This is a genomic window from Pedobacter sp. BG31, assembly GCF_042464845.1.
Classification (GTDB): domain Bacteria; phylum Bacteroidota; class Bacteroidia; order Sphingobacteriales; family Sphingobacteriaceae; genus Pedobacter; species Pedobacter suwonensis.
Map to the genome: position 1 here is coordinate 311,678 of NZ_JBHNZK010000003.1, position 15,676 is coordinate 327,353.

Here is a 15,676-nt window from a genome sequence, read left to right on the forward strand (position 1 = left end):
ATATTTTTAATGGTAAAAGGTCCGTGGAGACAAGTATCTTGAGCAAGGAAGTAATCCCCATATTCAAAAGCCTTGGTTCATGTCAGCACGAACCAAGAACCTATACTTCAAAGCATTTCTTCACCTTATTGTTGCTGGCATTATGCAGTATAAATTTCGTTAATGCTCAGATCCGGAAGACTATTTCTTTAAATAACAGTTGGCTTACTGTTGCCGATGAAAAAAGTATAAATGCCTTTGAGGGTTTTCAGGCAGCCACTTATCATCCTAAAAACTGGAAAAGTGTAAATGTACCGCATAACTGGGATCAATACGAGGGCTACCAACGCAGGTTGCACGGCAACAACCACGGTTATGCCTGGTATCGCAAGAGTTTTAAAACAAATGAAATTAAGGCTGGAAAACGTTTCTTTTTGTATTTTGAAGGAGTAGGCTCTTATGCAACTGTTTGGCTAAATGGTCAGAAGGTGGGCTACCATGCAGGTGGCAGAACTACCTTTACACTCGACATTACAACGGCGATTAAACTGAATAACGTTGAAAATATACTGGCGGTGAGGGCCGATCACCCGGCCAACATTCAGGATTTACCCTGGGTTGATGGCGGTTGTTCTACTGAACGTGGCTTTTCGGAAGGCTCGCAGCCTATGGGGATTTTCAGGCCTGTTCACCTCATCGTTACCAATGAAGTTCGCGTAGAACCTTTTGGTATTCACATCTGGAACGACAATAAAATTTCAGAAAAAGCTGCTGTTTTAAATTTCACTACAAGTCTTAAAAACTATGGTTCAAAAGGCAGATCGCTTAACCTCATCAGTCAGCTAACAGAAGCAAATGGAAAAATAATACAAACCTTGAGCAGTACCATTCATCTCGGTCCGGGGAAAGAAATGAATGTAGTACAGAAGACGGCTACTATAAGTAATCCGAAATTATGGTCGCTGGAAAACCCATATCTCTACACGCTTAGAACTACCCTCATTGAAAATGGAAAAGTGCTCGATGAACAGCAAACACCTTACGGCATCCGATGGATTAGCTGGCCAATCGGGGAACAGGCCAATCAGAAAGTATTTTTGTTAAACGGAAAACCTGTATTTATCAATGGGATAGCCGAATACGAACATTTAATCGGCCAGAGCCATGCTTTCAGCAATGCCCAAATCCGTTCGCGTGTGATGCAGATTAAAGCTGCAGGTTTTAATGCCTTCCGCGATGCACACCAGCCACACAACCTGTTGTATTCTAATTATTGGGATAAGGAAGGGATTTTATGCTGGACACAAATGGCTGCACACATCTGGTATGATACGCCTGAATTTAGAAAAAACTTCAAAGCCCTTTTAACCGATTGGGTAAAAGAAAGACGAAATAGTCCGGCTGTGGTTTTATGGGGATTGGAAAACGAAAGTACCTTGCCTGAAGATTTCGCCCGGGAGTGCACCGAATTAATCCGTAAACTCGACCCAACCGCATCGTCACAAAGAAAAGTAACCACTTGTAATGGCGGCAAAGGCACCGATTGGGATGTTCCCCAAAACTGGACAGGCACCTATGGCGGCAACCCCTTAACTTATGGCGAAGACCTGCAAAGACAGGTTTTGGTAGGTGAATACGGCGCCTGGCGAACCATCGATCTGCACGATGTTGATGCAGCAGGAAAGGGTTATACCGAAAACAAAATGACCGACCTGATGGAAACTAAAGTGCGTTTGGCCGAATCGGTAAAGGATAAAACTGCAGGGCATTTTTTCTGGCTATATAGCTCGCATGATAATCCGGGACGCGTTCAGGGCGGCGAGGGACTTCGGGATTTAGACCGGGTTGGCCCTGTAAATTATAAAGGCATGTTTACGCCATGGGAAGAACCTACAGATGTTTTTTACATGTTCAGGGCTAACTATGCGCCAAAAGCAACACAACCCATGGTATACATCGTATCGCATACCTGGCCAAACCGATGGAGCAGGCCCGGGATAAAAGATAGTGTGGTGGTATATTCCAATTGCGATGAAGTAGCGCTTTTTAACGACATTAGCGGTCAATCGCTTGGCAAAAAGAAGCGAGGTGTAACCGGCACGCATTTTCAGTGGAACAAACCCAATATCAAGTATAATGTATTGTATGCGATAGGTTACGTTAATGGGAAAGCGGTTGCAAAAGATCAGCTTGTTTTGCAAAATCTACCGCAAAGCCCTGATTTCAATCAACTGGTTACCGATCAAAAAATAATAGCTCCCGAAAAAAGCTACCACTATGTTTACCGCTTAAATTGTGGTGGCGATGATTATACTGATACCTACGGGAATCAATGGTCGGCAGACAGGAACTTAACGGCGAAAAATTGTTTTGGTTCAAGCTCCTGGACAAAAGGTTTTCCGGGTATACCTGTTTTTTTTGCCAGTCAGCGCCGTACTTTTCAACCCATTGCAGGCACAACCGATTGGAAGTTATTTCAGACTTTCAGGTATGGCCGGGACCAGCTGAAATATCATTTTCCTTTGCCAGATGGCGAATATTTGGTAGAACTTTATTTTATAGAACCCTGGTTGGGCATAGGTGGTGGCTTAGACGCGAAAGGCATGCGCTTATTCGATGTGGCTTTCAATGGCAAAACAGTGATTAAAGATTTAGATATCTGGAAAGAAGCCGGGAGCAATACATTGTTAAAGAAAACCATCAAAACGACCGTAAAGGGTGGTGCTTTAACGATTCATTTTCCGGAAATAAAAGTTGGACAGGCAGTAATTTCGGCCATTGCCATAGCCAGTTCAAATCAAAATATTAAGCCTGCACCCGCAAGCCAATCGCTTCTAACCAAAATTAAAAATGCAGAAATACATAACTGGCTGGACATTGGAGAAGCACAATTTATTGGAGAAAAAACAAACTTTACCAGCCTGCCTTCCAGCATATTTGGTTCCGAATGGCTTAAAGCTTCGCGCGGGCAGGAGGGCATTGAATTTACCGCGACGGACACGGCAGATACCTTTGTTGCATTAAACCCCAATAGCCGTGTGCCAACAGGTTTTGACGATACTAAAACCGCTCTGGCCAACAGCAACGCAGAAAGCTTCCGGCTGTACCGTAAAAGGCTTAACCCAAACGAGCGGATCATTTTTGATAGCCGCACGGCAAATGTTTTCGTTTTACCGGTTACGCATTTACAACCTGCTTACGATTTAAAAAATACCGCCACCTACAAGGCTACCGATGCTATTTTAAAAGGTAACAACATTGTAAAAGAAGAGTTGATGGGCAAGGAGCGCGTTACTTTTAAAGCCAATACAGATGCCGTTCTAACCTGGAATTTCGCCGTAGGCGTTGCCGATAACTATTCGTTAACCATTAAATATCACAACCCTTTTGAGCAAAACCTCAAAGCTAAACTGGAGCTTTTATCAGCTGATGGTACTTTGATGAAAACAGAACAGGCAGAATTTGCACCAACCAAGACAGGTAAATGGAACTATTTCAGCACCAGTACCGGTAGTATGATTAACGCAGGTGCCTATCAGCTAAGAATTACTGCCATCGAAACCAAAGGAATGAGTATTGATGCTTTGGATGTTCAATAAGATAAGATGGTACAATATGTAGCCAAAATCTTATATGAATACTGTTTTTTAGAAATGCATATTTGTTTTAACCAAATTAATAAACGAGCCAATCAATAATGAAGGGTCTGCCTATATTCGATCTTGCGATTATCGCCATTTATTTGGTTGGAATGATACTGGTTGGTGTTTATTTTTCCAGGAAAAATAAAAATTCCGAGCAATTTACAAAAGCGTCGGGCCTCATTCCCGGATGGGCAATAGGTTTATCTATTTATGCAACGTTCTTAAGCAGCAATACTTTTTTGGGTGTACCCGGAAAAGCTTTCGGCGGTAACTGGAATGCTTTTGTATTTAGTATCTCAATGCCACTGGCCGCGTGGGTAGCTTCTAAATACTTTGTGCCGTTTTACAGAAATACAGGTGAAATATCGGCCTATACCCATCTCGAAAAGCGATTTGGTGCCTGGGCAAGGGTATATGCTGTCGTTTGCTTCCTGCTTACGCAGCTGGCAAGGATGGGTTCCATCTTTTTCGGCATCGCGTTGAGTTTACAGGCTTTAACCGGCTATTCCATGCAAATGATTATGATTGTAATGGGCATCTGCATCATTGTTTATACCGTTTTAGGAGGAATCGAAGCGGTAATATGGACAGAAGTGGTACAGGCCATCGTAAAAACCTTTGGTGCTTTACTCATCCTTTATCTCGTGATCAGCAATATGCCCGGCGGAGTAGCGAAAATAGCAGAGATAGGCAAAGCCGCCGATAAATTTAGTCTGGGCAGCTTTAAACCTGATTTTATCAGTTCATCGTTTTGGGTAGTTTTGCTTTATGGCTTTTTCATCAACCTGAATAATTTTGGTATGGATCAGAATTATATACAGCGCTACCATACCGCATCATCAAGCCGGGCAGCCTCCAGATCAATCTGGTTATGTGTATGGTTATATATTCCGGCATCCTTACTTTTCTTTATTATAGGATCTTGCTTATTTGCCTACTACGAAATTAATCCTGAACTGGTACAATCGATCAAACACCAGGTAGCGGTAGAGCGATTGCCTTTACATGCTGCTGCAACTGAGGTTTTAAAAGTACAGAACGCTTTACAACCGGCAGATTACGGCGATAAAATTATGCCGCATTTTATGGTGACCAAAATACCGGTGGGCTTAGTGGGGCTGATTGTTTCAGCCATCTTATCGGCCGCTATGAGCACCATCAGCTCCGGAATGAACGCTTCGGCAACTGTTTTTTCGGTCGATATTTACAAGCGGTATTTTAAACCAGAAATCAATGATAAGCAGAATTTATCACTGCTGCACATCGCAACAGTAGCTTTTGGTTTACTCGGCATGATTGCTGGGATTGCCATGATTGGGGTAAAAAGTATATTGGATGTATGGTGGGAGCTTTCGGGTATATTCGCTGCAGGCATGCTGGGTTTGTTTTTATTGGGCATTATAAGCCGGCAAACCAAAAACCACGAAGCCATAACTGCAACTATTATCGGTATTGCCGTAATTATATGGATGACATTTTCTTCTCTTCTGCCTCCGGAATTTGAAGCTTTTAGAAATCCGCTGCATAAAAACATGATTATTGTAACCGGTACCTTAACCATTTTTTTAACAGGACTTTTCCTGACGAAAATTAAAAACAGAAAAATCAAAACCGTCAGCTAAATCCGGAAGGTTCAATCTGGCAATTATTTAGAACAATTTATCAGGACAAAATATAATGGAAAACTCACAAAAAGGGTTCATCCCGGTGATGCTTACGCCTTTTTTAAGCAATGGAAATATCGATTATCCGGCACTTACCCAGCTTACAGAGATTTATCTGCAGGCCGGATCATCGGGTTTATTTGCCAATTGCCTTTCGAGCGAAATGTTCGAATTAACAGATAAAGAGCGCATCCAGGTCATCAAACATGTTATTAAAGTTGTAAACGGGGCGGTACCGGTTGTGGCTACCGGGACCTTTGGTGGGCCCATTTCCAAACAGGCCGATTTTGTGAAAGCAGTAAGCGATACCGGCGTTGAGGCCGTTATTGCCATTACCAGTTTATTGGCCAATGAGGAGGAAAGCGATGAAATATTTAACGACCGCGTGTTCGAGCTGCTGCATCAGACGGATGAAATTCCGATGGGTTTCTACGAATGCCCTGTACCCTACAAAAGAGTATTAAAACCCCAGCAACTGGCTGATTTTGTAGCAACAGGAAGGGTAATTTACCATAAAGATACCAGCCTTGATCTTATTCAGATCAAAGAAAAACTTAAACTCACTGATGGTCATGCATTTGGCTTATATGATGCTTACATGGTGCATGCCGTAGAATCGTTAAAAGCAGGTACTTCAGGATTATCCTGCATTCAGGGCAATTATTTTCCGGAGTTAATTGTTTGGCTTTGCGACCATTACAACGATAACCATTTAAAAGATGATGTAGCTGCTGTGCAAAATTTCCTGACGGAGAATATGGACGTGATGCACAATGTTTACCCGGTAGTTTCCAAATATTTTCTGCAGAAACGCGGTTTAAACATTTCAACTTTCACACGGAGAAATGTGGGTGCGTTTACGTCCGATGTAGTTAAAGAAGTAGAAAAATTGTTTGATGATTATACTGCCTTAAGAAGCGAGTTAAATATCGAGGTTTTTATATAAACCATAGACCTTATAGGTTTTTTGGTGTGGTGTCAGATGTTACCATCTGACATTTTCTATTCAGACCTCACAGGTTTTAAAAACCTGTAAGGTCTGAAAGAATTAATTCAAATACTTCCGCTTATAATCCAGCGGCGTCATTCCCGTTACCTTTTTAAAATGCCGGTAAAAATTGGAAACGTTATTAAAGCCACAATCAAAACAGATCATTTCAGTAGGCAACTTATTTTCAATCAGGAAACGACAGGCGTGGCTTACCCTGATCTCGATCAGAAAATCGTAGAAAGTCTTTTTCGTCATCAGCTTAAAATAACGGCAAAAAGAAGTTACACTCAAATTGCTTAAAGAAGCTACTTCTTCCAATGTAATTTCTTTTTTATAATTACTTAAAGTATAATTGCAGATTTTGTTAATCCGCAGGGTTTCAGATTCATTGCTTTGGTAAAAGGTGTTTTTGCTTGTTACAATGGTCGAGTATTCATCCGTTTCGGCCAGTGTTTTTAAAATTGAGAGCAATATAATAATCCGGTCAAGGTTGGTGGCATCAACTGCGGCACGCATTAAATCAATGAGTTTGTCTTTAGCTTTACCATTAATTACCATGCCGCTTTTTGCTTTCTCAAATAACTTCGGAATCAGGTAAGCTTCCGGCAAAGTGAGCATATACTTCCCCAGGCAATCAGGCAGAAAATGAATCACCATCGCCTCGGTAGTTAAATCGGGGTTGCCCTGAAAATACTCATCTTTACAACGCCAGGTATGCGGCAGGTTTTCGCCCAGCAAAACCATTTCATCAGGTACAAAATTACTGATGTTATCGCCGATAAAACGTACACCTTCACCTTTAATTACATAATGCAGTTCAAGCTCCGGATGGTAATGCCAGATATTGCCGAAATCGGGTTTAATATCATGACGGATACTAAAAGAACTTTGCAGGGTAATGGGTACTTTATGAAAATGAGGTTTCATGATTCTAATAAAAACATTTGGTTAGGATTGCCATCCAATGCCGATAAGGGCATCAATTACAAACGCCCAATTTAGGCACTTAAATGATAATATCCTATATTAAGTTGATAAAAAGCATGATAAAATGCTGTATTTCATTGCGGAGTTTTGTATAAGAGCCGTATGGCATAACCAAATTAATAAAGAGCACATTATTTTCCTGTAAATTTTATGTTCATTAATAAAATATGAGACCAGATCAATCAAACGAAATTTTTATCGTTTCCAGTGGAGATTTACGCCTTTCGGCAAACCAAAGTTGCTGGGCAGCGCAAGCCGAAATGGAGCAAAAATTAACTGCAGCAATTGAGCAGCTTGGAAGGAAGGTTAAACGGGCACACGCTTATGATCCGGTTAAAAAACACGGCTTCATCGATTCGCAAAGAATGGGTATGGATATCTTCAGGAGTATTGACCCCGGCCAGCCTTTAATCGTTGCAGAGAGCGTTTGGCAGTATTCTCATCACGTATTAGCCGGATTAACCACGCACCGCGGTCCGATACTTACCCTCGCCAACTGGAGCGGACAGTGGCCCGGACTGGTAGGCATGTTAAATTTAAACGGTTGTTTAACCAAAGCCCAAATCCCTTACAGTACGCTGTGGAGTGAAAATTTTACAGACGATTTTTTTATCGACGGATTGCAGGAATGGCTTTATACCGGTAAAATCAGTTATGATCAGAGTCACGTTAAAAGTTTCGCGCTAAATAAAATCCCTTTAAGCGACGATAGAAAAGGTCGGGACTTTGCCAGAAGTCTGAAAGAACGAAAAGTAATAATGGGCGTGTTTGATGAAGGATGCATGGGTATGTACAATGCTATCATTCCCGATGAACTGCTGCACCGCACCGGTTTCTTTAAAGAGCGGCTCAGTCAATCAGCTTTATATGCTGCCATGTTACAGGTAACCGATCAGGAAGCTGAAGGTGTTTTAGATTGGCTGTTGCAAAAAAGAATGACCTTTAACTGGGGTACTGACGAGGCTACACAATTAACAAAAAGACAAACACTTGAGCAATGCCGCATGTATATTGCAGCACTCCGCATTGCCGACGAGTTTAGCTGCGACACCATCGGTATCCAATACCAGCAGGGTTTAAAAGATTTGACAGTGGCCAGCGATTTGGTGGAAGGTTTGCTTAATAACGAAGACCGTCCACCGGTATATGGCTTAAACGGCAAAGAACTGTACGCCAAAAAGGCTTTACCACATTTTAACGAAGTTGATGAATGTGCCGGTTTGGATGCTCTGCTCACTTATCAACTCTGGAATGAACTCGGCATGAGCGGAGAAAATACGCTGCATGATATCCGTTGGGGCGAACATTATAAAGGAGGCGAAATTGACGGCTTTGTTTGGCTTTTTCTCATTTCAGGCGCGGCGCCAGCCGCACATTTCATTGATGGTTACGCCGGAGCAAGCAGCGACAGACAGCCTGCCATGTATTTCCGTTTGGGCGGTGGATCATTAAAAGGCATTAGTAAGCCCGGTTTCATCGTATGGAGCCGCGTGTATATAAAGCATAATGAACTGCACTGCGATTTAGGAGTGGGCGAAGTAGTCTCTTTACCTGCAGCTGAAACCAAAAGAAGATGGGAGGGAACCACACCCGAGTGGCCTATTATGCATGCCATTTTAAAAGGGGTCAACCGCGATCAGTTAATGGCACGCCACCTGGCCAACCACATTCAGGTGGTATACACCAGTTACGAGGCCGGTGCACATGAAGCCTGCAGAATTAAAGCAGCGGCTATGGATGAACTGGGCATAAAAGTGCACTTTTGTGGAGATGTCAACCTTGGAAAAAAAAGAAATTCTAATTAAAGATATAAAAAAATGAAATCACAAATTTTAGCCCTGTTCTTAACGTTCTCCGTTGCAACGGCAGTTTTTGCTCAGGATAAGGCCCTTGCAGATCAGGCGGCCTATACCAAAACCATTACTGAGCGTGCCGCTAAAATTGTAAATACCCTGGGTATCAGCGATAGCAAAAAAGCTGAAAAGGTTACCAATATCATCAGAGATCAGTACAGTAACCTGAACGATATTTATACCGCCAGAGACCTGGGGGCGAAAGATATTAAGGAGAAAAATAAAGAGAATAAGGTATTGCGCGATTCGGCTTTAGCTAAGCAGAACCGTGCGGTAGAAGCATCGCTGGCTAAACTGCACAAAAAATACATCAGCAAATTGACAGCCCAGCTCAATAATGAGCAAATTGAAGGGGTGAAAAACGGTATGACTTACGGCGTGCTGCCGCTTACTTATAAAGCTTACCAGGAAGAAATACTCACTTTAACCGATGAGCAGAAAAAGCAGATTTTAGTTTGGTTAACTGAGGCACGGGAACGTGCAATGGATGCAGAATCATCAGATAAAAAACATGCCTGGTTCGGTAAGTATAAAGGCCGCATCAACAATTACCTTTCTGCTGCCGGTTACGACCTGAAAAAAGAAGGTATTGAATGGGAAAAAAGGCGGAAGGCAAAAGCTGATGGCAATTAATTCCCATTGGTTTTAATGCTTGAATTTTTTTTAACATTTTTTATTTAAGAATATTGCATTTATATATGAATTTTATTAGTACCTTGTAATGTCAATTATTAAAAGATATAATAGCTGGTATTTTTGATTTCATGTAAATTAGATCATACAATATTCAGGCAATAAAGCTAGCTGGAATATCGATACTTTAATTGCAGTTTGAATTACTACTTTCTAACCAAAACATTCACACAGATTAACTATACATGAGCCAGATTACGCTATGTTTTGTCGCATGATTTCCGATAAACGCCGATTAACCTATTTTTTTTTAAAATCATAAATAAAGAACCTTTTTAAGCTTTTAATAGCGGCATTTTAGCAACAGCCTGATTAAAATAGCTGAACGTTAAGTGGAGCAATGCAACCATTTAAATAACTTCAAAACTAACCAAATAACAATATGAACTTAAAATTTTTACGCAAAATTTCTTTGCCTTTGCTACTGATGCTGGTGGCAAGTACAATACTTTTTGCCCAGGAGCGAAAGGTTACCGGTAAGGTTATTGATCAATCAGATGGGAGCGGTATACCAGGGGTTAATGTCAGCATTAAAGGTATGCCAAGCAATGTCAGCACCAATGCAGATGGCGTTTATACCATCCAGGTGAGAAACAATACAGATGTATTGGTGTTTTCCTATATCGGTTACGTCAGACAACTGATTACTGTAGGCAGCCAGAACAATATCAACGTAAAGCTTGTTTCAGATAATAAGGGTTTAGACGATGTGGTTGTAGTAGGTTATGGTACCCAAAAGAAAACCTCGCTAACGGGATCCGTTTCTACTCCTAACCTAAAGGCTGTTGAGGATATTCCGGCTTTGAACATTACATCAGCATTAAAGGGTACTACGCCTGGTTTAAGTGTTTCCGGTGGCGCACAAAGACCAGGACAGGGCACCACGATCACGATCCGTAATCCAGTGGTATTTGCTAAAGATGGCGGACAAGGAACCAATCCTTTATTTGTGATTGATGATATCATCAGAACACAAGCAGATTTCGACAACCTTGACATAAACGAGGTAGAAAGCGTAACCGTATTAAAAGATGCAGAAGCAGCCATTTTTGGTATTCAAGGTGCTAACGGTGTAGTGATGATCAGAACCAAAAAAGGAAAAATCGGCGCGCCTAAATTTAATATCAGCAATTCACTGGGCGTTTCTACTGCGACGATTATGCCTAAAATGATGAATTCTTTGCAATTGGGTACATTTTCTAACGATTACACCAATGCATCAGCATATATCCAAACCGTACCAGGTGTACCGGTAGATAAATACATTAACGCTGATGGCTATCTGGTAACCGCTGGTGTTCCGGCAAGCTCAAGAACTGCTGCCTGGTATACCCCGGATGAATTAGAATATTTTGCCAGCAATAGTCACGATTACTTTGGCGATGCTTTTAAACCAGCTTATGTTTGGAGAACAGCAGCAAATATTAGTGGCGGTACAGATAAAGTAACCTATTTTATTGGCGGCGACTTCGTTAATCAGAACAGTAACTTTAAAGGAATTAATTCACACAAATATGGCTTGAGAGCGTCAGTTGATGCAAAACCTGCCAAAGGTTTGGTTACTTCATTATCGTTAAACGCAAATGTTGGCTATTCCAGAAGTTACTGGTATAAACTAACCAGCACTTCAGAAAATCTGGATAATGATGCTGCATCGCTACAGAATGTTCAGCCATGGCAAGAATATTTTATTAATGGTAATCCTGTAGTTATTGGAGGAAGCAATACTGGTGGTAACGATAACATCAACTTTTTCCAGATCCAGAACTCAAATAACTATACTGGTGGTACCAATACATCAACAAATATCCTGGCTAAAGTTACTTATGAAATTCCCGGCATTAAAGGATTGACAGCCACTGCAACATTTAATAAAAATCTAAATGCAGCCAACAACAAGCAATTCGGTACCTCATTTGTTTATTATAAATATGCCGGTTTAGGTGCCAACAACCATATTCCTGGAGGAAATTTAACCGGTACATTCAATGTATTGAACGGGGACAAAGTTCGTTTAACACCGGTGTTTGCAGATAGCTATCAGATAAACGGAGGTTTTAATTACAACCGGTCATTTGGAAAGCATAATATCTCCGCGCTGGCTTTATTTGAGCAACGGGAACAAAACAGTGAAGGTGTTAATGCAGAGGCAACAGGCTTAGTGGCAGGTGCTTTAGATTATCAATCTTTCGCTGTTGGTACGTCAAATTCAAACCAATCCGCAACAGTAAGTACTTTTGGCTTTCAATCGATTATCTCCCGGTTCAATTATGATTACGATCAGAAATACCTTTTTCAGGCGATCTTCAGAAGAGATGGAAGCTCAAGGTTTGCACCGGGCAAAAACTGGGGTAATTTCCCTGCCGCGTCGGTTGGTTGGGTAGCCTCAAAAGAGTCCTTTATTGCAAATAACCTGAAATGGTTAGACCTGTTAAAATTCAGGGCCTCATTTGGTTTATCTGGTGTTGATAATACAAAAGCTTATCAATATTTAGCCAACTACAATCTGGGCACCGGTAGTTCTGGAGGGGCCGTGTTTAATGGAAACGATAACCGGACAATTGCCATTAAACCAAATCTGGCGATTCCAAATGCCGACGTAACCTGGAACAAAGAGTTTAAAACATCATATGGTGTAGATATGGCTTTCCTGAAAAATCGCTTATCATTCACCGGAGAGTATTACTGGAATCACGGAACAGATATTTTAACCACATTAAGTTCATCTGTTCCGGCAACCATTGGCGCAAATACACCAACAGAAAACTATACTAATGCCAATACCTTTGGCTGGGAGTTCTCGTTAACCTGGAAAGACAATATTGGTAAAGATTTTAGCTACAGTTTTAGTCCATTTTATACCTGGATGGATAATAAAATGTTAAAAGTAGATCAATCTGCAGCAATTGTGGGTACTGTTGAAGATGTTACCGGAAGATCTTCTGATTTAGGGATATTTGGTTACAAGTCACTAGGAATTATCAGGACCCAGGCCGAAGCTGATGCAATTATAGCACAACGTGCAGCAGCAGCAGGAGGAGCAGCCAATGTAAAAATATTTGGACAAGCCTTACAGCCAGGCATGATCAATTACGAAGATGTAAATGGCGACGGGATAATCAGTACCGATAAAAAAGATCAGTCTTTTATTACAAACAGGCAGAGTAACCACAACGCGCTGGGACTAAACTGGAATGTTGGATATAAAGGTTTGGTTTTAAACGTGATTATGGGGCTTTCATGGGGCGGTTGGACGTCAATTGATGGTTTAAAACCAGCAAATCAATCCAGCTCTGCAACAGGTGCATCTATTTACAACAACCGACCTGTTTATTGGGTAGATCACTGGACACCAACAAACACGGATGCAGCTTACCCTAACCCTTTTTTCAGAACAAATTTTGAAGTAACGTCTGATTTCTGGTTAGTCAAAGCGACGAGTTTTAACATCACCAGCTTGAACTTAAGTTATAACATACCAACCAGAATCGCCAATAAAATAGGTATGTCTAGCGCAAGGGTTTTCACCGTAGCTACCAATCCAATCCAATTTATTAATCCATATCCTGGTAAATACAGAGATCTGCAAACAGCTTTATATAGTTATCCAACACTAAAAACTTGGTCGTTCGGTTTAAATATTGGCTTTTAATACGTATTAAGATGAAAAAGATATTCGTTATAACTGCATTGAGTTTAGCCGTAATTTCGCTAACAAACTGCAAAAAAGTTCTGGAAAAATCTGATTTGGGAAATTTTACCGCAGAGCAGGTATTTAATGATTCAACCACGGTAAAGTTAAATGTTGATTATTTATATAGTCAAAACCAACCGGGTTGGTTTGGTAGTACAGGCGGTTCCATTCACTCTGCCGGAACATATAACCTGACTGAAGAAGGTCAGGGAAGTAACGTTTTTGTATTAGGGACCGCTACCATAGAAAGTGTTACTGATTTAGGGGTGGCCAATGCCAACAATAACACTTACGGAAAACTCCGGACAATTAATACTTTCCTGAGAGATTTGAACGCAGGTACACTAGATCTAGCTGTGAAACGTCGGTTTGCAGCCCAGGCCTATTTCTGGAGAGCATATCGATATTTCGAACTCGTTAAATTATATGGTGGGGTACCCTTGATCCTGGTGCCGCTTAACGCCGTTGGCGACGAGGCAAAACAGCTGGCGCTAACACCTCGTGCTAAAACCAGCGAAGTATTTGCACAGATTAAAAGCGATCTGGATTCATGTGTAAAATATTTACCAGCAAAATGGCCTAAACAGGCAGATTATGGTAGAATTACGTCAGGTGCAGCTGCCGCTTTTATGGGTAGGGTATTGCTAACTTATGCCAGCCCGCAGTTTAATCCCAATAACGATGTGGCCAGATGGCAGGCAGCCTACGATGCAAATAAGACTGCCGTAACCATATTGTCTGCGAATGGTTTTGGACTTTATCCTAAATTCGACTACACCATGTGGACAACCGAAGGGGGAACTTCGAACGGTGGCCCCGCAAATCCCGAAGCAGTATTGGTAACAGGATTCAATACATCATCTGTTGATATCAATGCTAATAATAATTCATTCGATAATAGTGCCAGACCCAGATCTGTTTCAGGAAGCGGCTCATTTACACCTAGCTACGAAATGAGTCTAGCTTTTCCGATGCTGGATGGCAAGCCGTCCACCGGACCTGGCGCATCAACAAAATATCCGTATGCCATGTCTACCTTCTATAAAAACCGAGACCCAAGATTTTACGCCACTATTGCTTATAATGGGGCAACCTGGGGTAATGTCATGAATGGCGCACGCTTATGGACGTATTATTATTACAGCGCAGCTACAGGTACCACCAATAAAACGACAGAAGCAACTGCAGCGAGTAACACAGGCTTCTATCTACGTAAAGGAGTAGATGAAACCAAAGCTTCGCCAAGTACATTCATCGGTACCGATTGGATTGAAATCCGTTATGCAGAAGTGCTGTTGAATCTGGCAGAAAGTGCGGCAGAATTGAATAAATCAGGCATTGCGGATGAACCATATGTTAATTTGATCGCCATTAGAAAGAGAGCAGGAATTGAGGCGGGCGCTGATGGACTGTACGGCTTAGACGCTGGCATGTCCCGTAGCGATCTGGTTGCTGCCATTATGAAAGAAAGACAGGTTGAATTTGCATTTGAAGGTAAAAGATTTTTTGATCTGAGAAGAAGGAAACTACTTGAATCAACCCTCAATGGAATGAAAAGAAATGCACTTGTCATACAGCTAAAGAGAAGCGGAACGCTGGCAACGGATTATATTGCCTCAACCAGGGAGGCTTCTGCATCAACTTCATTAGATGCGCTATACGCTTCAAACTTTACGTTAAGTCTAAAAGCGCTTGATAATCAAAATATTAATTTCCAGTCGGGTAATTATTTCTATGGTATTCCAACTGCTGCAATCAACAACAACGTTAATTTGCAACAAAACAATACATGGGGTGGCCCGTTTGATCCACTTCAATAATCATTCGCAATCTCTTTAGGGGCGGTCTGCTCATCGCCCTTTTTTTTATAATTGGTTTGAAAAAGGAAACATTAATTTGTTTCCTTTTTTCACTTAAGAATGTTACATTTATATATGAATTTTATTGCTATCTTGTAACTGGATTGAATGGATGTAATTTGACGGGCTGGAGGTTCATTTCACCTTTTGGTAACATGATACAAAATCTCGCTAAAATTATACCGAAAACAAAGCCAGACAGCATGCAAATTTGAAACATTATATACTTTCTAACCAAAATACAATCATAGGATAAGCAAAGATAAAGCCGCAATTTTTTAAAAAAATTAACCTGGCATTTAGGTTAAGTTA

The 15,676-nt window shown here is 41.3% G+C and carries 8 protein-coding genes; 7 read left to right on the forward strand and 1 reads right to left on the reverse strand.

Annotated features, from left to right (window positions below):
* The first annotated feature begins 23 nt into the window (after positions 1-23).
* The 3 genes from ACFE6N_RS06475 (at position 24) to ACFE6N_RS06485 (ending at position 6,233) form a co-directional block, all read left to right on the forward strand.
* On the forward strand, positions 24-3,578 hold the full coding sequence (locus ACFE6N_RS06475) for a malectin domain-containing carbohydrate-binding protein (protein ID WP_378934914.1): 3,555 nt from the start codon (positions 24-26) through the stop codon (positions 3,576-3,578).
* A 98-nt stretch (positions 3,579-3,676) separates the two neighbouring features.
* Positions 3,677-5,245: a sodium:solute symporter gene (locus ACFE6N_RS06480; protein WP_378934916.1), complete on the forward strand. Its 1,569-nt coding sequence runs from the start codon at positions 3,677-3,679 to the stop codon at positions 5,243-5,245.
* 55 nt (positions 5,246-5,300) lie between these two features.
* Positions 5,301-6,233: a dihydrodipicolinate synthase family protein gene (locus ACFE6N_RS06485; RefSeq protein WP_378934918.1), complete on the forward strand. Its 933-nt coding sequence runs from the start codon at positions 5,301-5,303 to the stop codon at positions 6,231-6,233.
* A 102-nt stretch (positions 6,234-6,335) separates the two neighbouring features.
* Here the strand turns inward: ACFE6N_RS06485 and ACFE6N_RS06490 are convergent, their stop codons facing one another.
* Positions 6,336-7,205 carry an AraC family transcriptional regulator gene (locus tag ACFE6N_RS06490; protein ID WP_090979354.1) on the reverse strand — a complete coding sequence of 290 codons (870 nt, stop codon included), beginning with the start codon at positions 7,203-7,205 and terminating at the stop codon, positions 6,336-6,338.
* Positions 7,206-7,432: 227 nt separating this feature from the next.
* On the opposite strand from ACFE6N_RS06490, the gene ACFE6N_RS06495 reads away from it, so the two are divergent.
* The 4 genes from ACFE6N_RS06495 to ACFE6N_RS06510 all read left to right on the forward strand — a co-directional run bounded on the left by ACFE6N_RS06495 (position 7,433) and on the right by ACFE6N_RS06510 (position 15,325).
* Positions 7,433-9,070, forward strand: coding sequence for a fucose isomerase (locus tag ACFE6N_RS06495; protein WP_378934920.1), 1,638 nt, complete (start codon positions 7,433-7,435; stop codon positions 9,068-9,070).
* Positions 9,071-9,082: 12 nt separating this feature from the next.
* On the forward strand, positions 9,083-9,751 hold the full coding sequence (locus ACFE6N_RS06500) for a DUF3826 domain-containing protein (protein WP_378934922.1): 669 nt from the start codon (positions 9,083-9,085) through the stop codon (positions 9,749-9,751).
* A 442-nt stretch (positions 9,752-10,193) separates the two neighbouring features.
* Positions 10,194-13,463, forward strand: coding sequence for a SusC/RagA family TonB-linked outer membrane protein (locus tag ACFE6N_RS06505; protein WP_378934924.1), 3,270 nt, complete (start codon positions 10,194-10,196; stop codon positions 13,461-13,463).
* Positions 13,464-13,474: 11 nt separating this feature from the next.
* Positions 13,475-15,325, forward strand: coding sequence for a RagB/SusD family nutrient uptake outer membrane protein (locus ACFE6N_RS06510; protein WP_378934926.1), 1,851 nt, complete (start codon positions 13,475-13,477; stop codon positions 15,323-15,325).
* Positions 15,326-15,676 lie beyond the last annotated feature (351 nt).

Excerpts from the sequence above, each read along its gene's own strand:
- ACFE6N_RS06505 (WP_378934924.1), top strand. The coding sequence starts at position 10,194 with ATGAACTTAAAATTTTTACGCAAAATTTCTTTGCCTTTGCTACTGATG.
- ACFE6N_RS06500 (WP_378934922.1), top strand. The coding sequence starts at position 9,083 with ATGAAATCACAAATTTTAGCCCTGTTCTTAACGTTCTCCGTTGCAACG.
- ACFE6N_RS06490 (WP_090979354.1), bottom strand. The coding sequence starts at position 7,205 with ATGAAACCTCATTTTCATAAAGTACCCATTACCCTGCAAAGTTCTTTT.
- ACFE6N_RS06485 (WP_378934918.1), top strand. The coding sequence starts at position 5,301 with ATGGAAAACTCACAAAAAGGGTTCATCCCGGTGATGCTTACGCCTTTT.
- ACFE6N_RS06495 (WP_378934920.1), top strand. The coding sequence starts at position 7,433 with ATGAGACCAGATCAATCAAACGAAATTTTTATCGTTTCCAGTGGAGAT.
- ACFE6N_RS06510 (WP_378934926.1), top strand. The coding sequence starts at position 13,475 with ATGAAAAAGATATTCGTTATAACTGCATTGAGTTTAGCCGTAATTTCG.
- ACFE6N_RS06480 (WP_378934916.1), top strand. The coding sequence starts at position 3,677 with ATGAAGGGTCTGCCTATATTCGATCTTGCGATTATCGCCATTTATTTG.